We start from the raw sequence: 22,614 nt of genomic DNA, 5'->3' as shown, positions 1-22,614 counted from the left end.
TCCGCCCGCTCAGCCCTGACTGTGCCCGGGCCGGGATCGTGTGACACTGTTACTCGAGTTGTCACAGCGTATCGACGATACCGCCTCGACCCCGGCGGAACGGATGCGAACTGATGAGGTGACGGCGATGACCACCGAGGCGACGACCGCGCCCGCCGATCCGGTCTGGTGGGGGTGGGGCGCCGCGGCCGCGCACCACCCGCTGCCGGGCGCCGTCCGCGACCTGCTCGACCAGCTGGGCATTCCGTCCCGCCCCAGCGCGCCGGTCGTGCTCGCCGACATCACGCTCCCGCCGGTCCGCCTGCCGGGCGAGGTGCTGGACGAGCTGCGGGCCGTGGTCGGCGCCGGCCATGTCCGGGATGACCGCGAGGCGCGGGTCCGCCACTGCCGGGGTCGCTCCACCGTCGACCTGCTGCGGCTGCGGTCCGGGGACGCCTCCGACGCGCCCGACGCCGTCGTCGCGCCGCTCGATCACGAGCAGGTCCTCGCGGTGCTGCGGATCTGTTCCCGCCACCGCGTGATCGTCGTCCCGTTCGGCGGCGGCACCTCGGTCGTCGGCGGCCTCACCCCCCGGCTCCCGCCGGGTCAGGCGCCCGACGGCGCACCCCGGTGGCACGGCGCCGTCGCGCTCGACCTGCACCGGCTCGACGGCCTCCTGCGCGTCGACCAGCTCTCCGGGACGGCGGTGCTGGGCGCCGGCCTGCGCGGGCCCGCCGCGGAGGCGCTGCTCGCCGAGCACGGCCTGACCCTCGGGCACGTCCCGCAGTCGTGGGAGTACGCCACGATCGGCGGGTTCGCGGCGACCCGGTCGAGCGGCCAGGCATCGGCCGGCTACGGGCGGTTCGACCAGCTCGTCACCGGGCTGCGGCTGGCGACCCCGGTGGGGACGTGGCAGCCGGGGCGGGGGCCGGCGTCGGCGGCCGGTCCCGACCTGCGCCAGCTCGCGCTGGGCTCCGAGGGCGCGTTCGGGGTGATCACTGAGGTCACCGTGCGGGTGCGCCCGGCCCCGGCGCGGCGGCGGTACGAGGGCTGGCGGGTCGCGGACCTGGCCACCGGCCTGGACCTGCTGCGCGAGCTGGCCCAGCGGGACCTGCTGCCCACCGTCCTGCGCCTCTCCGACGAACTGGAGACGGCCGCCGGCCTGGCCAACGCCGTCAGCGCGGGCACCGATGTCTCCGCCGGTGCCGATGCGGCCAACGCAGCCGATGGCCCCGCGGGCGCCGATGCCGCCGCCGATGTCACCGCCTCGGGCGGGTGCTACCTGGTCACCGGGTACGAGGGGAGCGAGGACGAGGTGACCGGACGCGCCGCGGAGGTCCGCGCGGTCCTGAGGGACGCCGGCGCCCGCCCGCTCGGCGAGGACGTGGGACGGGACTGGGCCGCCGGCCGCTTCCACGCCCCATACCTGCGCGACGCGCTCCTCGACGAGGGCATCTTCGCCGAGACCCTGGAGACGGCCGGGTACTGGTCGGCGATCCCGACGCTGTACGCGGCGGTCCGCGCGGCGGTGACCGGCGCGATCGAGTCCGACGGGTCGCCGGCCGTCGTTCTCTGCCACGTCTCGCACGTCTACCCGGCGGGGGCGTCGCTCTACTTCACGGTCGTCTGCGCCGAGGGCCCGGACCCGATCTCCCGCTGGGACCGGGCGAAGCGCGCCGCCGGAGACGCGATCATGGCGAACGGTGGCACGATCACCCACCACCACGCGGTCGGCACGGACCACCGTCCCTGGATGCCCGCGGAGGTCGGCGAGGTGGGCGTCGCCGTCCTGCGCGCGGTGAAGGCCGTGCTGGACCCGGCGGGCATCCTCAACCCGGGTGTCCTCGTGCCGCCGCCGTCCGAGTAGCGCCGCCGTCCGGATACCGCGCACGGCCCACCGGGGTCGTCGGTACCGGATCTCGCCGGGTAACGGGGCCCTGTGTGACGTCACGGACACATTGGGTATCGATTCAGGATGCAGACACTCGCCGCCGTCATCGTCGCCCTGGTGCTGATCTCGCTTCCCATCCTGGCCGTCGCGGCCGTGCTCGCGGTCGTTTACCGCCGGGCGGCGCCCATCCGAGCCGCGAACGCGATCCCCGTCGCCCGCCCGGCCGGCGGGGACGCGGTTGCCAACCGCGCGGCATCCGGCGTCGGCCGGGCAGCCACCGGCGCCCGGCCGGTCGAGCGCCGTGGCGGCCGCCCGAAGCGGCCCCGCCGTCCACTGCTGTCGCGCCGCCGCCGTACCAGCACCGCCAACCGCGCCGGGACCGGCAGCCGCACCGGCACTGCCAACCGCACCGACCGCGCCGGCAGCCGGACGTCGTCCAGCTCGCGTTGAGGTCAGTTCTGGCCGGCCCGAGCCGTCGGGGGTGATGATTCGGGCGCGACCTGGCCGAACCGGTCGCATCGCGACACGGGGGAAGGCATCGCGCGTCAGGATGGGCACATGAACAACGGCACGGCCAACGGCCGGGAGCCGGCGCCGCCGACCCGCGGGCTGATCGTGGTGGGGCCGGGTGCCGCCTTCGGCGGCCCGCTGCTGCGCCGGTTCGCCGAGGAGGGGTTCGCGCTCGGCGTGCTCTCGCGCTCCTCCGACACGGTGGCCCGGATTACCGCCGAGCTCGCCGCGGACGGCCACGACGTCACGGGCGCGGTCGCCGACGTCACCGACCAGGCGGCCTTCGGGACGGCGACGCAGCGGCTCGCCGCCGCGATCGGTGGGCTGACCGTGCTGGTCTACAACGCCAAGCTGAGCATCCGTGGCACCGCGTTCTCGGTGCGGGCGGACTCCATGAACCAGACTCTCGCGGTGAACGTGACCGGGGCGCTGACCGCTGTCCAGGCGGCGGTGCCCCTGCTGGTGGACCGGCCGGGCGCCACCGTCCTGCTGACGGTCGCGGGCACCCGCAGCGAGCCGGCGGCGGGGCGTTTCGCGCTCGCGGTGGGCAAGGCCGGCCTGGCGGCGATGGGCGGGGCGATGGCTCCCGGGCTCGCCGCCCAGGGCGTTCGCCTGCGCACGGTGGTGCTGGACGGCCGGGTCGGGCTGTCCGGGCCGCTGCAGCCGGAAGCCGTCGCCGATCACTTCTGGCACGCGTTCGCGGCTCCGGGTGGGACGGCGTTCCGCCTCGCCGCCCCACCGCGCCGGCGCCGCGGCGCCGCCCAGCTCCCGCTGGAGGTCTGACCTGACGATGCCGCCGGCGGCCCGCAGGCTCCGCTCGGCCCCGCCCGGCTCGGCCGGACATCGCCGGTTCTGGCGGCCCCGTCCGGCTCGGGTGGACAACGCACGGAAAACGGATCGAACGGGGCACTTCGCCGCGAGCCATGGAACAGCGCGTCACCGACGAATGTCCGGGTCGGTAATCCGACACGTACACAACACAGGTGATCGGACCCGACACCGCTGTCCAGCCGCCCCACGTGCGACCATCTTTTGATGGGCCGACGGTTCGGACGGCGGCCCGGCCGGTCGAAGGCTCGTGGTCGAGTGCTTCGCCCGTCGCCGTGCCGCCGACCGTCACCTCGTTTCCGCCGCCCGATCGGGCCCGTGCCGGCCAGGCGCGGGGCCCCGGGGCTGTGGGGCGATGCGTGCGGGGCCGTGCCGCCGGCCGGGCCACGCCGATCGTTGATCGGGGCGGTGGACGACTCGATATGACCGACTGTGACACGGCGGCGCCACGCCGGAGGCCCCGACGTGGCGCGGAGCGGGAGATGTTCCGGTGAACCACGGGCGCGGCGGGGACGGGCAGGAGCCCGCGGACGCCACCAATGTCATGCCCCCCGGGGGATCCGGCGGGGGCGAGGGCGGCACCAGGCCGACCCAGGACGTGCGGCGCCGCTCCCGGCCAGGAGCCCCGGCGGCCCCGCCGCCACCCGCGGACGCGTTCCGCCCGTCCGGTCCGCCACCACCCGCGGACGCGTTCCGCCCCGGCCGTCCGGTGCGCCCTGCCGACGAGCAGCCGGAGCACGATCACGTGCCCCCGATGACGGAGCCCACGCTCGGCGCGGCCATCGACGCGGTCCGGCACGGTGCCGGGGCCCCTGGCGCGGCGCCCGCTCCGACGGCGCCCGTCGGGCCGGGTGACCTGTGGACGGGGCCGGCCTCCGGTCAGTCCCCGCGGCCCGGCGCGACCGGCCCCCAGTACGGCCAGCCTGGTCAGGCCGCGGGCACCTACACCGACAGTGGCGGCCATGTCCGCCCGGTGCCCGGGAACGGTGGCTACGGGGAGGCCTACCTGGCCGCGTCCGACAGCGGGGGTCTGCCGGGCGGCCCCGGTGGTCCGCCGGGTGGCTCGGGCCCGGCGCCGGGCCCGGCGCCCGCTCGGCGGCGGCGCCGCGGGCGCATCCTCGCGATCGTTGTTGTGGTCCTCCTTGTGCTCTTCGTGGTGGGCGACCGGGTGGCGGTCGCGATCGCCAAGGACCAGATGGTCAAGCAGATCGAGGTCAGCGTCGCGGAGAGCCTGGAGCCCGGCGCGACTCCGCCGACGGTGAAGAACGTCACCATCGGCGGCTTCCCGTTCCTCACCCAGGTGCTGTTCGGAAAGTTCAAGGACATCGGCGTCACGATCGAGGGAATACCAACCCCCGGCCCGCGTATCTCGCAGGTCCACGCGAATCTCAAAGGCCTTCACGTACCGCTCGGCGACGCACTCTCCGACAACGTCGGCGAGGTGCCGGTGGACGACGTCCGGGCGACGGTTCGGATCAGCTATGACGACCTGAACACCTACCTCGCGAAGCAGGATCCGCCGGTTCAGGTCAACCCGGTGGACGGCGGTGACCGGGTCGAGATCTCCAGCCGGATCGACACCGGGATTCTCGGATCGCAGGAGATCGGTGGCGTGACCACCTTCGAGGTTCAGGACAACGCGCTCACCCTCGTGCCGTCGGAGCTGTCGCTGAAGGGCCCGATCAACGCCAACATCCCGCTCCCCGCGGGTCTTCGGCTCGACTCGATCCCCATCCCGATCGCCGGACTGCCGTTCGACCTCAACATCGTCGCGGCGTCGACGGACGCCTCGGGCCTCTCGCTCACCGCGACGGCCAAGGACGTCATCCTGCCGGCCGCCCCTCAGCCGGCTGGCGGGCAGTGATCCACAAGATCGGGATAATTCGGGCGGATCGCCGCGTCGAGGGCTGGTCAGAGGCCCCGGCGCGGGGTCGTGGCCGCCCGGCGGCGCCCGGCGCCGCCGGGCGGCCTGGCGGGCCGCGGAGCTCCCGCGGCGGGGGGCAGCCACGGTGCCCCCCGCGGTGGCGTCCACGGGCACCATGGAGATCGCGGCGGAGGGGTGTCCGCGCGGGCTGCGGGCGCGTACGGTAGCGGGTCAGATCGGCGACAGAAGCTGCTCCCGGGTCTTCCGGACGGGCATTGTCGGTGGTGCACCGATCCCGCCCTCGTCGCCGGTGCTCGTGCCGGACTTGCCACACTCGGTCACAGCTCCGCTGCCGGCGAGATATGAAAGGCACCGGGAAGTGAACGAACGACGCGAGGAGGGTTAGAGGTGTCGGCTCCAGAAACGGCTGAAGCGGCCCGTTCGACGGCGCTCGCGTCACCCGGGCTGGATCAAGGTCGACACCCGACGCTACGATCTGCGGCATCCCGCAAGATCGGTCAAGGTAGTGAGGATCCACCGGTGGTGGCACCGTTGCCCGTCCCGTCCGGAGACCGATCCGGACGATGTGCAGAAGAGGATTTCGGCGGGGCATCCCGGCCTGCGTCCCGTCGTGAAGGGGGAGAGTCGTGCAGACGACGTATCTGAGAGTCGTCACCGAGGCCGGTGCCGCCACTGTGCCGGCAGGTGAGCAGTTCATCATCGGACGTGCTCGGACCGCGGACTACGTCATCGCCGACAGCCGCGTCTCCCGGCGGCATCTGCTGGTCGAGCAGACCGGATCGGGCTGGTCCGTCCGCGACATCAGCTCCAACGGCACCTGGGTCGACGGCCAGCGGATGCCCGAGTCGGTGAGCGTACAGGGCGAGGTCCGGTTCCGGCTCGGCACTCCCAGCGGGCCCGAGGTCGTGGTCATGCCCGAGTTCCCCGCCGCGCGCGGCGGGTTCGACGACGAGCCCGAGTACGACCCGGCCGGCTACGACATGCAGACGATGCTGCCCGGCTCCAGCGGCTACCAGCCCCCGCGGCCCACCGCCCCGACCCGCGGCCAGGGCGGCGGGCGCGGCTCGTCGTCGCCGACCGGGCCGGCGGCCGGCGGCGGCCGTGGCGGCAGCGGCTACGACCCGGCACGGACGCCGTCCGGCTCGACGAGCCTGGAGCAGGAGCACGAGCGCCGGACGACCTACCGGCTCCGGCAGGGCACGATGTCGCTGGGCCGGGCCCGCGACAACGACATCGTCATCACCGACCTGTTGGCCTCCCGCCGGCACGCCGAGCTCTACATCAACCGCAACGGGCTGCAGATCGCCGACCTCGACTCGGCCAACGGCGTCTTCGTCAACGGGCGCCGCATCAGCCGGGCGAACGTGAGCCAGGGCGACGTGATCGCCATCGGCCACCACGTCTTCCAGCTCGAGGGCGAGCTGCTCGTCGAGTACCTCGACTCCGGCGACGTCAGCTTCGAGGCCGACGCGCTCAACGTCTGGGCCGGCGAGAAGCAGCTCATGCACGACATGACCTTCAAGCTTCCCGGGCGCGCGCTGCTCGGCGTGGTCGGCCCGTCCGGTGCGGGCAAGTCGACCCTGCTCAACGCGCTGACCGGGTTCCGCCCGGCGGACAAGGGCAACGTTCGCTACGCCGGCCGGGACATGTACTCCGAGTACGACGAGCTGCGCCGCCGGATCGGCTACGTGCCGCAGGAGGACCTGCTGCACACGTCGCTCACCGTCCGCAGGGCGCTCGAGTTCGGTGCGGAGCTGCGGTTCCCGCCGGACACCACGAAGGCCGAGCGCCGCCAGCGGGTCGACGAGGTCCTCGCCGAGCTGGGCCTGACCGCCCACGCGAACACCCAGGTGTCGCGGCTGTCCGGTGGTCAGCGTAAGCGGACCTCGGTCGCCCTGGAGCTGCTGACCAGGCCGACCCTGCTCTACTTGGACGAGCCGACGTCCGGTCTCGACCCGGGCATGGACAAGAACGTCATGGAGTCGCTGCGCAAGCTGGCGGACGACGGCCGTACGGTCGTCGTCGTCACGCACAGCGTTGCCCAGCTCGACCTCTGTGACTACGTGCTGGTCCTCGCGCCCGGTGGCTACGTGGCCTACTTCGGCCCGCCCGGCGACGCCCTGCCCTTCTTCGGCGCGAAGGACTACCCGGACGTCTTCCTCACCCTCGAGGCGACCCCGGGTGCCGAGTCGGCGGCCCGGTTCAGGCAGTCGCGGTACTACGTCCCGGCGTCGATCACCGCGCCGTCGGCGCGGCCGGCGCCCGAGGACCTGCCGTCCATCCGGCAGCAGTCGGTCGTCTCCCAGCTCGTCACGCTGAGTCGACGGACGATGGCCGTCGTCGCCTCCGACAAGTCCTACCTACGCCTGATCATCGCTTTCCCGTTCCTTCTCGGGGCGATCCCACGAGCAATCCCCGGGGATCTGGTGGTGCAAGCGGACGGGCCCAACAGAGACGCCCCGACGGTCCTACTGGTCGTAACACTGTGTGCCTGTTTCATGGGCATGTCGAACTCGGTACGAGAAATCGTCAAGGAGAGACCGATCTATCGCCGAGAACGGGCGATCGGCCTATCCCGGACGGCTTATATCGGCTCGAAGGTCCTGGTTCTGACCCTGGTCACGACCCTGCAGGCCCTGGTGTTCACGACGATCGCCCTGGCCGGCCGCAAGATGGGTGAGGGGCTGTTCGGCTTCCCCTTCCTCGAGGCCGCGATCGCCGTGATCGCGCTGTCGCTCGCCTCGGCCATGCTCGGCCTGGTCATCTCCGCGCTGGTCGACAACGCGGACAAGACCATGCCGCTGCTGGTGCTCATCACCATGGCCCAGCTGGTCTTCTCCGGCGGTCTGGTTCCCGCGGAGGGGACGGCCGGCCTCGAGCAGGCCAGCTGGATCGCACCGGCCCGATGGGGCTTCGCCGCCCTCGCCTCGGTGATCGACCTGAACAAGATCTCCGGCTTCGGCACTCCGATCAATCCGGACTTCCCAGCCGATCCGCTGTACGCCTTCACGAGCAGCCAGCTCCTGTTCGACCTGGGCGGTGCCCTCGCGGTGGGCACCGTCTGCGTCATCATCACCTCGCTGCTGGTGCGGCGGATGGACCCGAAGACGTCGAAGCGCCGCCCGGCCGCTCCCGCCCGCTAGGCGCCACCGCCAGCGCGGTCGCGCACAAGGCACACGCGCGAAGGGGCGGTGCCCACCCTCGACCAGGGTGGGCACCGCCCCTTCGGCGTTCCGGCCGGCCGGTGGACAAGCTCGCACGGGATCTGGTCGTCCACAGCGGCCGCCGGGGCCGGCCGGTACGCCGCGCGGCGGCGCAGACTCGGGCACATGCCGGACGTTCACGACCGAGTCGTCGCCCTGGCCCGGAGGCAGGACGACATGATCACCCGTAGCCAGGCCCGCGGGCTCGGCCTGTCCGACGGGGCGATCGCCGCCCGCCGGCGGGCCCACGGCTGGCACACCCCGATCCGTGGCACCCTCGTCATCCCTCCGGTGCGCGACCGGGTGCGTGCCCATGCTCGGGCCGCGCTCGCGGCCGCCGGTGGGACGGTCTGCCTACTGACCGCGGCCCGACTGCACGGGCTCCCCGGTCTGCCACCCCAGGGCACGACCGAGCCCGTCGATGTCGCCTTCCCGGGCGGGGCCGCGTTCCGCGGCCGGCGTGGCTGCCGGCGTCACTGCATGGAGCTGACGCCAGGCGAGACGACGGACATCGCCGGCATCAAGGCGACAACCGTGCACCGCACGCTGCAGGACATCATCCTCCGCCTCGACCGCGCGATCTCGGTACCGATGCTGGACGCTCTCCTGCACCGCGGCTGGCCGAACGGTCACGGGGCCTGTGGGGCGGCCATGGGCGGCGCGGTGCGTCCCTCGTCCGACTTCATGGCCCTGAAGGAGGCGGTGCTGCGTCGCAACGACGCAGGTGAGGGGCCACCCGGCATCACCCGGTTGTGGAACCTGGTGGACGGGCGCGCGGGCACGGTGCTGGAGTCGAGGGTGCGCCTGGCCCTGGTGGAGGCGGGCCTCGAACCGGAGGCGGTCCGGTGGGCGCCGGCCGGTCCGGCCACCGGCCGAGCCGGTGAGCGGGTGCATCTCGCCTGGCCGTCGGCCGGGCTGGCGGTGCAGACCTACGAGCTCGCGGCCCCGCCGGCCCGGGAGCGGCAGACCGCCCACCGGAGCCGGCTACAGGCGCAGCTGGCCGACCTCGGCATGAGCACCCTGTGGCTCACCTGGAGCGACCTGCACGATCCGGACCATCTCGTTTCGAGAATCCGGCACCGCCTCGCCAGCTCCGGCCGGTGAGGTGTTCCTGGCCAGGCCAGCCCGGGCAGGTGGCACGGTTCGCTCAGGGCTCCCCGCCGGAAAGCGTCCAGCAGGTCAGCACCACGGTCGTCATGAGCACTGAACCAGGAAGAACCGTGGCCATGCCGCCCTGGCCGAACCCGAACACTCCGCCCAGCAGAACACCGACGAGCAGGTAGCGCGGACCGCGTCGCCACCACGGGTGGGGGCGGGGCGGCGGATCGTCGCGGTCGACGACGATCCTGCCGTCGGGCCCGAGGACGGCGTTGACGCCGGCACGTGGACGCAGCTCGATCCGCTTCGGCGGATGCCGCCGGACGCGGCCGACGGGCACGAGACGGACACCGCCCGGCAGGTCGACGGCGAGTGCTCCCACCAGCCCCGACGCTGACGATTCGCCCCGCACGGTCACCTCGGCCTTCTCCGGTATCTCCTCGATGCTCGGGTGCCACATGACCCGCTGCCAGGCGTACGGCACCGAACTTCCGACCTCGTGCAGCACGAGCCAGGTACTCGGATAGTTGATCCAGCCCCGCTGGCTGTATCGCCCGAGTCGGGGATGAGCAACCATGGGGTAGGCCGGTTGTTTCGCCGCATACGAGGAGCGCAGGCCACGCACTCCCCACCACAGCGGCACGACGACCGCGGCCGCACCGGCGTACACAAGGAAGAGGAATGATTCGTCGCCACCGTGGCCCACTCCCGGCTCCGCGACAAAGCCCTGCGGCGAGGGGTCGGTCGGATCGTAGGCGACGGCGAACTTCTCGCCGACGTGGTACTGGGTGCCCACCTCCAGCCACTGCGCATATGTTCGACCGTCGGTACCGGCCCAGCGGACCCGGATTGTGGAGTTCCGCTCGAACCGATCGTTGATCACCGTGCCTTCGGCGACGACGGTCGCCCGGCCCCGGGCCACGTCGTAACGATGCGCACGCCAGGCGGCATGGCCGACTGTCACCGCGAGCCCCACCAGGACTACCGAGATTCCGAACAAGGCGGCCCGCAGGACCGGACGCCGGCCGAACCCGCGCTCACTCCTGGTCCTGGTGACGCCGGTGAGTCCTGCCATGTCCCGTCCCGCTCTCAGATCGGCCGCGACGGCCAACATGACCGTCTCTGTGTCTCATTTTGTTGGTGGTTGTCAGGTCGGCGGATATCACGTCGGTGAGTGCGGCGTCCTTCTCGGAGAACCGAAGAACGATTCACGGCAGCACTGCCAACGACAGAGACGTCGGCAGCTCATGGAAGGAACCGCGGGGGAGTGGGCTACGGCCGGTCTTCGGGTTCGGACGCGGCAACGCGCTCAAGGATGACCGGAGGCCTCCAGGGAAGGTCGACTAGCACGGCGGGGCACAACACAGCTCGCTCGCCGACCAGACTTCCCGGCACACCGGGGCAAATTTTATCGGTCCGCCACCGGGACCGCAAGTACCGCTGTCGAGGGGCTGAAACCGAAACCATCCCGAAAAGCGTGATCGCCTGACGCTGTGTCTCGCGTCAGGCGATCACGCTTTTCGGGATGGAGGTGGTCCTCCCTGTGGGAGGCGTGGGGCTTTGGTCAGCCGCTTGCCCAGCGGATGTGGAAGCCTGCGGTGCTGGTGAGGAGACGGTCCGCCGCGGTCGTGTCCGCCGGGTCCGTGAGGTAGATCCGGCGGAGCGGCGTGCCCCGCTCGCCGGTGAAACTCAGGAGCTTTCCGTCGGGTGAGTAGGCCGGATCCTGGTCCCGGCCCGGCTCGGCGGTGACACGCTCCACTGCCGAGCCGTCGGTGTTCATCTGGTAGATCTCAAGGTCACCGTCGACCTCGCGGCTGAAGGCGATCCGCTTTCCGTCCGGTGAGAAGGTCGGGTCCGCGTCTCGGTTTCCCTGGCCGTTGGTGATCGGTGTCGGCTGGGAGTCAGGCCTCGCCGGGATCGTCACGATGAAGCCGCGGTCGCTCTCCGTCTCGGACGACCAGTAGGCGATGAGCTCACCGCTCGGCGACCAGGCCGGGTCGGTCGCCTGGGGCTTGGCGCCGAGGCGGAACAACCCAGAGCCATCGAGCGAGACCACATACAGACCCGGGTTCGGGAATCCGGACTCATCGGTCGTCGACCGCACGACGAGGAACTTGCCGTCCGGGGACAGCGACGGTCGGGCGTCGTCGGCGATCGTCAGCTTCGCCGCGGGGCCGCTGGTGAACAACTTCACCGGGGACCCCGAACCGTCCGCAGCCACCGCGTAGAGGGCATTGGGCGAGCCCTTGCGGAAGAAGACGACAGTCCGGCGATCCTTGCTGATCGAGGGCAGCATGTCGTCATCAGCCGCGGTGGTGATCGGCTTGATGTCCGCGAGTTCCCCCTGCGCGGGAACCCGGCCTGTGAACAGGTCGTAGTTGCCGTTCTGGTCGCTGGCGAAGACCATCGTGTCGAGGTCGAGCGGGGTTGCCGCCTGCGGAATCCCGGACGCGGCCCCGCCGCTGGCGGGGGCTGACCCGCTGGACGCGGTGGAGCTGTCGTCGCTGTCGTCGCCGCCGCCGGTCGCGATCAGGGTCGCGGCGACGACCACCGCCGCGACCGCCGCCGCGGCGCCGACGATTACGGGCGTCCGGCGCTTCTTGTCCGGCGCGCCGCCCGTGCCGCCCGTACCCGGAGTGCCGCCGCCCTGCGCAGGAGGCGTCGGGCCGCCTGCCTGGGGGTGGAAGCCGCCCTGGGTGCCCGGTCGGCCGCCGACGCCGGTCGGGAGCCTGGTGGAGGCCTCGGTGCTGCTGTAGCCGGCGGGGCCCTGGGTCCCGGCCGCGGTGACCATCGTCGGGCCGTCGTCCCCCTGGCCGCTGCCGGGTACGGGCAGGTTCCAGCCCTGCAGGACGTTGGTGACCTCGCGAGGGTCGATCGTGGCGTCGGCATCCTCGCCGGAATCGCCGAGCAGGCGGAGCATGAGCTGCTGCGCGGTCGGCCGGGTGGTCGGGTTCTTGCGCATCGCGTGCCAGACGATGGGGTGCAGCGCCGGGTCGACGCCGTCGAGCCGCGGCTCCTCGTGCAACGCCCGGTAGAGCAGCACCTGCGCGTTGCCGTCCCCGAACGGGTAGCGCCCGGTGGCGGCGTAGGTCACCACACCGCCCCACGCCCAGATGTCGACGGCCGGGGTGACGGCTCCGCCCTCGATCTGCTCGGGGGACATGAAGGCGGGGGTGCCGAGCTGCTGGAGGTCGCCGGTGAGGTTCGTGGCGGCGTCCAGCGCGCGGGCGATGCCGAAGTCGATGACGCGCGGCCCGAACGGTGAGAGCACGACGTTCGACGGCTTGAGATCGCGGTGCACGATGCCGGCCCGGTGGATCGCGGTCAGCGCCGCGGCCACGCCGACGGCGAGCTGCTCGAGGTTGGCGTCGGCGAGCGGGCCGTTGCGGGCGACGAAACGCGAGAGGGTCTCGCCCTCGATGAACTCGGTGACCAGGTAGGGCTGGTGGGCGTCCGGGTCGGCGTCGAGCACCTCCGCGGTGCAGACCCGGGCGACCCGGCGGGCGGTCTCGGCCTCGAGCCGGAAGCGGGCGCGGAACTCGGCGTCGTCGGCGACGTCGGCGCGGATCACCTTGATCGCGACATAGCGGCCCTGCTGCGACTTGCCCAGGTAGACCGTGCCCATGCCGCCCTGGCCGAGTTTGCTCAGCAACTGGTACGAACCGAGTTCACGGGGATCGTCCGCGCCGAGCGGAACGGTCCTCGCCGTCACACCGGCATCCGATGACATCGAGCCCACCCTCACCTGCCGTGGCGGGTCGAGTGCCTCATGTGAGGATCGCCGCCGTGTACCGGAGTCTGTTCACTATCGGTAGATCACTACCACAGAATTGGGTCCGAGCGCCATTCCCGCGAATCGGAAGATAATCCTGTGCAGTCGGCATCACTGTATGCGGGGGCGGTGGTGAAAGCGCACCCCGCCCGGCTGTCTTTGGGCGGACATGCCCGCCGGCGCGGGGTCGGTGTCGGTGCTCCGACAATGCTGTGCGATTGTTCCGGGTGGCGTGCCCGCGCGGCAGCCCACCGGGACGGCCACCGGCGGTGGGCAGGAACAGGTACCGGGCGGTGGGCGGGAACAGCCAGGTCTGGGCCGCCTCGACGGCCAGCGGAGCCACGTCGACAGCCCGGACCCGGCGGGCCCCCGACCGTCGATGGTCTCCTGGCCGGAATGCCCGGCCTACCACCTCCTGTAACGCGTGCCTCGGATGCCTGTGCGCGCGCTCCCGGGCCGCGTGACGCCTGTCGTCCGGCGCGCGGCCGGTGGACGGGAAAACGGCGTTCCGGTAGGTGGTGGGCCTTGAAACGAGAGACCGGCCGGACCCGGGCGAGAGGAATGCGCTCGGGGCCGACCGGTTCGTGAACAGGCGTGCGAGAACTATGTCACGATATGTACGCCGTAGCGTGCCACGACGTTGTTCCACAGCTCGGCGTACGAGGTGGTTCCGTTACCCGCGATGACGTGCCCGCGGATGTGCTTGTCGGAGCCGCTGGTGGCGTTGGCGTAGAACGGCGAGCCGGAGTCGCCGCCCTGTGGGAGGACACCGCCGGTGAAGGCGGCCACGGGCGACTTGCAGCCGCTGCTGGTGCAGACGGTGGCCGTGACGCTCTGCATGGTGTGCCCGCAGTTCTCACCCGTCGTGCGGCCGCTGTGGAAGTAGTTGGTGAAACCGACGACGGGATTGCCGGCGCCGGCGACGTGGTAACCGGTGCTGCTGTTGACGCCGCCGCCGTAGATGAACGATCCGTACGGCTGACCGCCGAGCAGCACCATGTCCTTGCTGGGCAGACCGTTGCCGCTGACGACACCGAAGGTGCGGTTGCCCAGCTCCGTGACCTCGGTCGCGCCGTCGGGTGCGCAGTGCCCGGCGGTCACCTGGTAGCGGGTGTTCGCCGAGTCGGCGACGGTGTAGCCCGAGGAACAGATGGCCCCACCGGACCTGATCCCGGCGCCACCCCAGAATGCGGGGATGTCGTCGCGCCGGCTGAACAGGTCGGTGACCTTCCCCTTGCGGACCACGACCTGGCTCGCGTCCTTGCCGAGCAGTGCGGCCACGTCCCGCGCGGCCACGTCCCGCGCGGCCACGTCCCGCGCGGCCACGTCCCGCGCGGGCGCGTCGGTCTCGACGATGACCTTGCCCAGGTCGGGATCGGCGTAGACGCCGAAGGTGTAGGAGGTGCCCTTGGTCTGGACGAAGGAGACGACCTTCGACCCGACCGTGCTTGAGGTCGCGGCCAGATCGGCCGCGACCTGGTCCGTCGCGAAGGTGGCATCCGCGGCCGGAGCGGCCACCGCGTTGTCTACCGCGATGGGGTCGCCTTGCTGTCGCCTGACGAGTTCGCGGCGTACACCGGAATCGTGCTAGCGATCACGGTGAATCCGGCCATCGCCAGGCCGGCTCCGCCCCAGCGGAGCCTCGATCTAGAATTTCTCACCTAGTGCGGCGTAAACAAATGCTCGTTCCAGTGACACTGTTAGGCTAGAAAAAGTGTGGGTAAATTGGACACATGATCCTAACTGATAATCAACGCGATATTCTCGAGTCCTTGGCTGGAGGTGGTGGGTACGACAGGTCTGCGGCTGCCCGCGCCCGTATGGTGCTATGGCGGGACGAAGGATTCTCGGTGCGGGAAATAGCCGAGAAGGCGGGCGCGTCGAAGCCTACCGTGCGACTGTGGCTGTCGCGCTATGACGAGGAGGGGCCGGACGGCTTGCTGAGCCGGGTGTCCCCGGGGCGGCCACGGGAGGTCCCGGGGCGGGTACGGGCGCGGATCCTGGCGTTGACCAGGACCACTCCTCCACCGGAGACCGGACTGAGCCACTGGACGAGCACCGAGATGGCGCGGTACCTGAAGCGCCGCGAAGGAGTGTCGGTCTCGCACACCTTCGTGGCCCAGCTGTGGCGGGAGAACAATCTCCAGCCGCACCGGCACCGAGTCTTCAAGCTCTCGGCGGACCCGGATTTCGAGGCCAAGGTGGAGGACGTCGTCGGCCTCTACCTTGATCCCCCCGAGGGCGCCGAGGTCCTGTCGATCGACGAAAAGCCTGGGGTGCAGGCACGCGACCGGACGCAGCCACCGCGGCCGGTCGCCTCCGGCCGGGTCGCCACCCGCACGCACGACTACCAGCGGAAGGGCACGACCGACCTGTTCGCCGCCCTCGACGTCGGGACGGGGCGGGTCACCGCCAGGTGCTTCCCCAGCCACACCAGGGCCGATTTCCTCACGTTCATGGACCAGGTCATCGCGGAATACGGCGGTGCGGAGCTCCATGTCGTGGTCGACAATCTGGCCACCCACTACGGCCCCGACGTCGACACATGGCTACGCAGACACAAGAACGTCACGTTCCATTTCACCCCGTCCGGCAGTTCATGGCTCAACCAGGTCGAGAACTGGTTCGGTATTCTCACCCGGCACGCACTCCAGCACGGGGCGTTCGTCTCGGTCCAGGACCTCGTCAACACCATCAACAACTATGTCAAGAACTGGAACTGGGACGCCCATCCGTTCGAGTGGACAGCCACCGCAGAAGAGATCGTAGCCAAGGTGGAGGTACTCCACCGGGAATTCAGGAAGCTGCTCGCCAACAACTTGTGACGACATTTAGTTATGTATCATCGGAAAGAATTTTGGTTTACAATCTACTAGTACTCTCCGAAAATCTGCAGAACGATTGTCGGATGCGTTCAGGTTGTCTGCTCACCTGGTGCATCTCTCCGAATCACTGGAGATCGTCGGCACAGTACCGAGGTGGTTCGGAGCGTCGAGGTTTCGACGCCTGTCTCCTTCTTGACAAGGCAAGCCGCATAAACAGCGCGTTGTGCGGTGATGTTCGCGGCTAGTAGTCCTCGACCTTTTCCCGCCGGATCTGGACGAGATCGGCGTCGGCGCCGACGAGTTGGTCCGTCACGTTCGCGGGGGCGTCGGTCTCCAGGATGACCCGTCCTATCCCGGAATCGATGTAGACCCCGAAGGAGTACGAGGTGTCATGGGCCTGGGCATAGGCCGTGACCCGGCGTTCTATTTCCGCCGAGACACGGCGTAGGTCTGCCGGGTCCGGGCGTGGTGTGGCATCTGTGTCGGCCGCGGGAGGGGAATCGGCCCCACCGCCAGGGCCGCGCACCGGACCGGGCTGGCACGCGGCCCCGGTCGCCGCCAGAACCGCGAGCAGAAAGCCGAGGCCACCGCGGTGGAAAATCGGCCTGAACCGTCCCATGGAATGTCCTCCTGCAGGTCGCCGGGGTGATGTCGGCACGGTGATTTTCGCCGCCCGGCGGCCCGCTTCGGCGCAGCGGCGGGCGCGTAGGGACCCACCGGCCACGGACCGTTTCACCTGCCGCAGCCGCGCTGATGTGTCGGGTACTTGATGATCTGGCCCGGTACGTGCATGCACAGGGTCTCTGTGCGGGTGCACCCACAGTTGTGCCATTCTCGGCTACGACATACCTCGCGCCCGGATGGGGTGGGCACGGCCGCGGTCGCGAGCGCCGACGACGAAAGGGCTGGACGCGTGCCGCGTTTTAGTCGGGCCACGGTGACCAGCGCGGTGCTCGCCGTCCTAGCGTTGATCACCGCGGTGACGCTCGTCACGCTCGCCGCCGTCCGTGATGATCCCGCCGCGTACGCGGCCGGCGGGCCCGGTGACGGCGGGAACGGCGGTGCCGGGAACGGCGATCCCATCGGCCCCCGCTGGGGTTTCCTGCGCTCCGACGTCGTGTCGCCCGCGGCTCCGCTGGAGCCCCCCGACTCCGCCGCGGCCGGGAGTTGGCAGGTCGTCGACGCCCTGGCCGAGGCCCGACCGGTGATCTCCCGTACGGCCGTGGGCCGGTACAGCGTGGTTTTCCCCGGCCTGGGCGTGTCGCGGCGGCGCGGAGTCGCCGTGGCGACCGCGATCGGCGGGCCCGCCGCGGCCGGCCGAACCGGCACCGGCCCGAACCCAGCCACGACCGGCGCCGCGGATGCCGACGCCGACGCGCCGTCCGGTGCCGTCACCGACGCGGCCGCGCCGGCCCACTGCCACATCGTCGACTGGGACGCGGTGGCGCCACCACCGGGCGAGCCCGGCGCGGTGACCGGCGCGCGATCGGCGTCCGGGCCGCCCGGGCGGCTGGACGAGCGCGTCAACCTGGCCTGCCGCCGTCCGCCCGGAGACTTCGTCGACTCCCGGTTCAGTCTTCTGTTCACCTACGTGCCCGAGGGCTACCGACCACCGGTCGGGGATCCTCCATATGCGTACGTGCACCTCGACCAGGGCGGCCGCGCTGACTCCCGGCCCCGCGACGCCTACAGCGTGTCCGGGCCCGGCATGGTCCAGGTCCACCATCTCGACACCGGCCGCTATGCCGTCGACCTGGTCGGGTCGGAGTTCGTCCGCCCCGGGAACAACCTCCAGGTCAACGCGGCTGGTACCTCCGCCGCCGGGTGCAACGTCCTCGGCCGGGAGGTCAAGGCCGACCGGCAGTCCGTCCTGGTCGGCTGCGCCGACGGCACGACGTTGGCGGACACCCCGTTCGTCCTGCTGTACACCGACCGGAACGCGCTGGTGCCGACCGGCGCGAGCGACTTCGCGCAGTTGTTCACCGGCATTGTCCGCGACGGCGGACCCCTCGAGCCGGCGCCGCTCGGGGACCCGGTCGACGCCTGGGCGCGCTACTCGGCGAACAGCGCCGGGTCGGTCAACACGGTGCGGCGCACAGGAGTCGGCGTCTACGAGGTGGTCCTTCCCGGCGTCGCCGGGACGCCCGACCACCTCAGCGTGACCGCCTACGGCGAGCCGACCTCGAGGTGCTCGGTGGACAACTGGACGTCGGGCTTCAAGCCGCACGACGTGACCGCCACCGTCCGGTGCGTCGACGGGTCGGGCCGCCCGGTCGACAGCCACGCGAGCGTGGCCTATGTCAGCGCGGCGAACCTCACCGGCGGCTGACGCGCCCCCCGGCCGGACCACCAGACGCAGTCGATGCCCCCGACATCGCCCCCGTTACCGCGTCGGCGGTCCGGCCTACGCCAGATTGAAGACTGCTTCACGTCGGCAGACCCCGTATGTTGCCGGGATTCCGCGACTCAATCCGGTAAATCCGGGCGCCGTGCGGCTCCGACCGCCGCCATCCGCGGATCAGGAGAGGCGCATTCCGGAGATGGCCCGCGCGACCACGAGCCGCTGGATCTCCGAGGTCCCCTCGAAGATGGTGTAGATCTTGGCGTCGCGGTACATGCGCTCCACCGGGTGCTCGCGGCTGTAGCCGGCGCCGCCGAGGATCTGCACCGCCTTCTCGGTCGCCCACACCGCGACCTCGCCGGCCTTGAGCTTCGACATCGAGCCCTCCCCGGCCTCGAAGCGCCGCTCGTTGCGGCCCATCCACGCGGCGCGCCAGATGAGCAAGCGGGCCGCGTCGATCTCCATCCGCATGTCGGCCAGCGCGAACGCGACGGCCTGGTTGGTGATGATCGGACGTCCGAACTGCTCCCGGTGGCGGGCGTAGTCCAGCGCGTACTCGTAGGCGGCCCGGGCGATGCCCACCGCCTGCGCGCCGACCGTGGGGCGGGTCATCTCGAAGGTCTGCAGGGCGGCCTGGCCGGCGGAGCGGGAGCCCTCGCGGGCACGGGCGAGCCGCTCATCCAGTTTCTCCTTGCCGCCGAGCAGGCACCGGCCGGGCACCCGGACGTCGTCGAGAAAGACGTCGGCGGTGTGCGAGGCCCGCAGGCCGAGTTTCTTGATCTTCCTGTTCCCGGTCAGCCCGGGGGTGCCGGGCGGGACGACGAACGCGGCCTGGCCGCGGCCGCGCAGCGTCGGGTCGACCGAGGCGACGACCACGTGGACGTTCGCGATGCCGCCGTTCGTGATCCACGCTTTCTGGCCGTTGATCACCCATTCGTCGGTCGCCTCGTCGTAGCGGGCGCGGACCCGCATCGACGAGACGTCCGAGCCGGCCTCGGGCTCGGACACGCAGTACGCGGCCACCTTCGGGTCGGCGGCGTCACCGAAGCACTGGGGCACCCATTCGCCGAGCTGGTCGAACGTGCCGGCCGACGCGATCCCGGCAACCGCCAGCGACGTTCCCATGATCGACATGCCGATGCCCGCGTCGCCCCAGAACAGCTCCTCGGAGAGGAGCGGCAGGCCCAGGCCGGTCTCCTCGGCCCACAGCGTGGCCAGCGTGTCGAAGTTGTAGAGGCCGATCTTGGCGGCCTCCTGGATCACCGGCCAGGGAGTCTCCTCCCGCTCGTCCCACTCGGCCGCCGCCTGGCGGACGACGTCCGCGGCGAAGCCGTGCACCCACCGCCGCAGCTCAGTCTGCTCGTCGGTGAGGTCGAGGCTGAAGCCGCTCATGGATTCCTCTCGTTGCCCCGGCCGTCCGGACCGGTACGTGTCGCGCCGATGGGTCCTACATTCTCCCTTGACGATCCGTCGGCCGCCGCGTCGGGCGGTGCCGGGCGGTCGAACAGGCGGTGACGAGAGCGAGGCGGGATCATGGCCGATCTGCCGAACATCAACAGCACGCTGGACGCCGAAGAGCACAACCACGACCACGACCAGGCTTACGAACGCGACGACTACGACGAGTTCGGGCTGCTCCACGAGAACGCCGAGGAGCTGGGCATCCCCTATCAGGGCCGGCCGGACGTCACCCGCGGCCACGTGGAGGTCGAACCCGGGCGGCGGTTGAGCCACATCCGATGGGGGACGGCCGACCCGGAGATCGTGTTCCTGCACGGCGGCGGTCAGAACGCCCATACCTGGGACTCGGTCGCGCTGGCCCTCGGCCGGCCCGCGATCGCCTTCGACCTGCCCGGTCACGGCCGGTCGTTCCGGCGTCCGGACCGGAACTACGGCCCGTGGGCGAGCGGCACGGCGGTGGCGACGGCGCTAGGTGAGCTGGCGCCGAACGCGGCGGTCATCGTCGGCATGTCCCTCGGGGGCGCCACCACCATCCACCTCGCCGCGACCCGGCCCGACCTGTGCCGGCGCGCGGTCATCGTGGACGTCACCCCCCAGTCTGCCGACCGGAGCCGGGCGATGAACACCGCGGAGCGCGGCGCGGTGGCGCTGGTCGGCGGCCAGCCCACCTACGACTCGTTCGAGCAGATGGCCGACGCGGCGGTCCGGCTCAGCCCGAACCGGCCGGCCTCGGGCGTCCGCCGCGGCGTGCGGCACAACGCCTACCAGCGCGCCGACGGCCGGTGGGTGTGGCGCTACGACCTGGGCGGCCCCAGCGCGACGACCGAGGTGACCGGCATGGACAGCCTGTGGGAGGAGGTGGACACGATCATCGTCCCGCTACTGCTCGTGCGCGGGGCGCTGTCCCGGTTCGTCCATGATGACGACGTCGAGCAGTTCCGCCTCCGTCTGCCGGCGCTGCGCTCCGTCGTGGTGGACGGCGCCGGCCACGCGGTGCAGAGCGACCGCCCGCACGAGCTCGTCCGCCTGATCCGGGAGTTCGCCTTCGCCTAGCGCGCCGGTGATTCCGACCGCGGGCCGGCGCGGTGCCGGCCCCTGCGCTGGCGCGGCGCCGGCAGGCGGGCCGGGAGTGCGGGGGACCGTCGCGGGTAGCCCAGTCTCATGGCTGGAACTGACACCGGTGCGATCGTGCGTGAGCTGCTCGCCCGGCACGGCCGCACGTACGCCGAGGAGATCGACGTCGACGTCCCCGCCGACACGGCTGAGTCGATGTTCGGACTGCTGGTGTTCGCGCTGCTCGCGAGCGCCCGCATCCGCACGCCGATCGCCGTCGGCGCGTTCCGTGCGCTGCGTGAGCAGGGGTGGACGTCCGCGGCCGCCCTGGGTGAGGCGTCGTGGGCGGATCGGGCCCGCGTGCTCAACCGCAGCGGGTACGCCCGCTACGACGAGAGCACCTCGCGCACGTTCGGCGATGCCTGCGCCTACCTGCTTGACACCTACGACGGCGACATCCGGCGCCTGCGCGACGCGGCGGAGCGCACCCCGGACCGCGAGCGGGTCCTGCTCCAGAAGATCAAGGGGATAGGGCCGGTCGGCGCGGACATCTTCCTGCGCGAGGCCCAGGCCGCCTGGGACGAGCTGGTGCCCTACGCGGACCAGCGGGCGCTGGCGGCGGCGGCCGAGCTGGGCCTGCCGACCGACCCGCGGGACCTGAGCGACCTCGTCGAACGCGAGGACGTGCCGCGCCTCGTCGCGGCGCTGGTGCGCACCCGGCTCGAGCGCGACGCCGACGACGTGCGGCAGGCAGCGGCCCCCGGCGGGTGACGGCCTCGGCACCACGGACAGGCTGCCCGGGACCGGGGCCCAGGCCGCTGAACGGATCTCAGCGAGGGAGTGAACAGCATGACGAATCTCGGTCATGACGCGGGCCGCCGTGCGGACACCGCGCGCCAGGTCGCGTTCCTCACCGCGAAGGAAGGCGTTGAGCAGGTCGAGTTGACCGGACCCTGGCGGGCCGTGCGCGACGCCGGGTTCACCCCGGTCCTGGTCTCGACGGAGGAGGGGACGGTCCAGGCGTTCCACCATCTCGATCGCGCCGACACCTTCCCGGTGGACGCGACGGTCACCGGCGCCGACCCGGGTGGCTTCGACGCGTTGGTGCTTCCCGGCGGGGTAGCCAATCCGGACACCCTGCGCTGGCAGCCGGGCGTCGTGCCGTTCGTCCGGACCTTCTTCGACCGTGGTCTTCCAGTGGCCGTGATCTGCCACGGCCCGTGGACGTTGATCGAGGCCGACGTCGTCCGGGGCCGGCGGGTCACGAGCTGGCCGAGCCTGCGGACGGACCTGCGCAACGCCGGTGCCACCTGGGTCGACGACGAGGTCGTGATCTGCCGGTCGGGGCCCAATCCGCTGATCAGCAGCCGGCGGCCGGGTGATCTGCCGGCTTTCGAGTCCGCGCTCGTCGGTGAGCTGGCGCCGGCGCACGTCTGAACGCGGCCCGGCGGGCTCCGCCGCGCGGCGGGCACGGCGACCGTCACCCCGGCCGTGGGCCGCGCGGCGCCGAGCTGGACGTAGCCTGGGTGGTCGAGGAGAATCCGCGCCCGATCCGTCCACCGGCAGCCGCGTGCCGTCCTTCGGGGTCGGCTGGTGCCGGGCCAGCGTTGGCCCGGTGACCTCCCGGGGAGCGGCCGGCGCCGTGGCCGGCGAAGGCGCCTGTCCAGGAGACGCGGCCGGTCGACAGCGGGACACGTCGTGGTGCGCGCTTCGGCGGGCGGGATGATCCGGGTGTGGTGGGCTGTTGGCGCCCGCGTACCCGCACCGG

At 71.6% G+C, this 22,614-nt stretch carries 17 protein-coding genes; 12 read left to right on the top strand and 5 right to left on the bottom strand.

Translation table 11 applies throughout. The features are described from left to right. Positions 1–103: 103 nt before the first annotated feature. From FRANEAN1_RS27640 to FRANEAN1_RS27615, 6 genes are all read left to right on the top strand, one after another. Positions 104–1,846 carry an FAD-binding oxidoreductase gene (locus FRANEAN1_RS27640; protein WP_157472820.1) on the top strand — a complete coding sequence of 581 codons (1,743 nt, stop codon included), beginning with the start codon at positions 104–106 and terminating at the stop codon, positions 1,844–1,846. Between the two features lie 108 nt (positions 1,847–1,954). After that, entirely contained in the window at positions 1,955–2,320 is a 366-nt protein-coding gene (locus FRANEAN1_RS27635; protein WP_020463054.1) for a hypothetical protein, read from the top strand. A gap of 108 nt (positions 2,321–2,428) precedes the next feature. Further along, positions 2,429–3,163 (top strand): SDR family NAD(P)-dependent oxidoreductase, encoded by a 735-nt coding sequence (locus FRANEAN1_RS27630; protein ID WP_020463053.1) that lies wholly within the window; start codon positions 2,429–2,431, stop codon positions 3,161–3,163. Between the two features lie 535 nt (positions 3,164–3,698). After that, the gene (locus FRANEAN1_RS27625; RefSeq protein WP_041254857.1) at positions 3,699–5,072 is read left to right on the top strand and encodes a DUF2993 domain-containing protein; all 1,374 of its coding nucleotides are present in this window, start codon (positions 3,699–3,701) and stop codon (positions 5,070–5,072) included. Positions 5,073–5,719: 647 nt separating this feature from the next. After that, complete coding sequence (locus FRANEAN1_RS27620) at positions 5,720–8,236, top strand: FHA domain-containing protein (protein ID WP_020463051.1); 2,517 nt, start codon at positions 5,720–5,722, stop codon at positions 8,234–8,236. A gap of 48 nt (positions 8,237–8,284) precedes the next feature. Beyond that, on the top strand, positions 8,285–9,400 hold the full coding sequence (locus FRANEAN1_RS27615; protein ID WP_347176787.1) for a hypothetical protein: 1,116 nt from the start codon (positions 8,285–8,287) through the stop codon (positions 9,398–9,400). 43 nt (positions 9,401–9,443) lie between these two features. Here FRANEAN1_RS27615 and FRANEAN1_RS27610 read toward each other — a convergent pair whose 3' ends face one another. Together FRANEAN1_RS27610 and FRANEAN1_RS27605 are read right to left on the bottom strand one after the other, a co-directional pair. After that, entirely contained in the window at positions 9,444–10,469 is a 1,026-nt protein-coding gene (locus FRANEAN1_RS27610) for a DUF3592 domain-containing protein (RefSeq protein ID WP_020463049.1), read from the bottom strand. Between the two features lie 489 nt (positions 10,470–10,958). Then, positions 10,959–13,124, bottom strand: coding sequence for a protein kinase (locus tag FRANEAN1_RS27605; RefSeq protein ID WP_020463048.1), 2,166 nt, complete (start codon positions 13,122–13,124; stop codon positions 10,959–10,961). Between the two features lie 274 nt (positions 13,125–13,398). Here FRANEAN1_RS27605 and FRANEAN1_RS27600 point away from each other — a divergent pair, with 274 nt between their 5' ends. After that, a complete protein-coding gene (locus FRANEAN1_RS27600) occupies positions 13,399–13,587 on the top strand; it encodes a hypothetical protein (RefSeq protein ID WP_041254856.1) in 189 nt (62 codons plus the stop codon). Between the two features lie 182 nt (positions 13,588–13,769). On the opposite strand, the gene FRANEAN1_RS27595 is transcribed toward FRANEAN1_RS27600, so the two are convergent. Beyond that, a complete protein-coding gene (locus FRANEAN1_RS27595) occupies positions 13,770–14,684 on the bottom strand; it encodes a hypothetical protein (RefSeq protein WP_020463047.1) in 915 nt (304 codons plus the stop codon). A 215-nt stretch (positions 14,685–14,899) separates the two neighbouring features. Here FRANEAN1_RS27595 and FRANEAN1_RS27590 point away from each other — a divergent pair, with 215 nt between their 5' ends. Next, positions 14,900–15,991 (top strand): IS630 family transposase, encoded by a 1,092-nt coding sequence (locus tag FRANEAN1_RS27590; protein WP_020463046.1) that lies wholly within the window; start codon positions 14,900–14,902, stop codon positions 15,989–15,991. Between the two features lie 241 nt (positions 15,992–16,232). Here the strand turns inward: FRANEAN1_RS27590 and FRANEAN1_RS27585 are convergent, their stop codons facing one another. Continuing rightward, positions 16,233–16,610, bottom strand: coding sequence for a hypothetical protein (locus tag FRANEAN1_RS27585; RefSeq protein ID WP_020463045.1), 378 nt, complete (start codon positions 16,608–16,610; stop codon positions 16,233–16,235). Positions 16,611–16,904: 294 nt separating this feature from the next. On the opposite strand from FRANEAN1_RS27585, the gene FRANEAN1_RS27580 reads away from it, so the two are divergent. Beyond that, positions 16,905–18,320, top strand: coding sequence for a hypothetical protein (locus tag FRANEAN1_RS27580; RefSeq protein WP_347176786.1), 1,416 nt, complete (start codon positions 16,905–16,907; stop codon positions 18,318–18,320). Between the two features lie 189 nt (positions 18,321–18,509). On the opposite strand, the gene FRANEAN1_RS27575 is transcribed toward FRANEAN1_RS27580, so the two are convergent. Further along, a complete protein-coding gene (locus FRANEAN1_RS27575) occupies positions 18,510–19,724 on the bottom strand; it encodes an acyl-CoA dehydrogenase family protein (RefSeq protein WP_020463043.1) in 1,215 nt (404 codons plus the stop codon). A 141-nt stretch (positions 19,725–19,865) separates the two neighbouring features. On the opposite strand from FRANEAN1_RS27575, the gene FRANEAN1_RS27570 reads away from it, so the two are divergent. From FRANEAN1_RS27570 to FRANEAN1_RS27560, 3 genes are all read left to right on the top strand, one after another. After that, positions 19,866–20,846 carry an alpha/beta hydrolase gene (locus FRANEAN1_RS27570; RefSeq protein WP_020463042.1) on the top strand — a complete coding sequence of 327 codons (981 nt, stop codon included), beginning with the start codon at positions 19,866–19,868 and terminating at the stop codon, positions 20,844–20,846. Between the two features lie 108 nt (positions 20,847–20,954). After that, positions 20,955–21,617 (top strand): hypothetical protein, encoded by a 663-nt coding sequence (locus FRANEAN1_RS27565; protein ID WP_020463041.1) that lies wholly within the window; start codon positions 20,955–20,957, stop codon positions 21,615–21,617. Between the two features lie 78 nt (positions 21,618–21,695). After that, complete coding sequence (locus FRANEAN1_RS27560; protein WP_020463040.1) at positions 21,696–22,283, top strand: type 1 glutamine amidotransferase domain-containing protein; 588 nt, start codon at positions 21,696–21,698, stop codon at positions 22,281–22,283. The last annotated feature ends 331 nt before the right edge of the window (positions 22,284–22,614 follow it).

The organism is Parafrankia sp. EAN1pec (genome assembly GCF_000018005.1).
Classification (GTDB): domain Bacteria; phylum Actinomycetota; class Actinomycetes; order Frankiales; family Frankiaceae; genus Parafrankia; species Parafrankia soli.
Note: the sequence above shows the minus strand (reverse complement) of the source record. Positions and strands in the feature narration are given on the sequence as shown.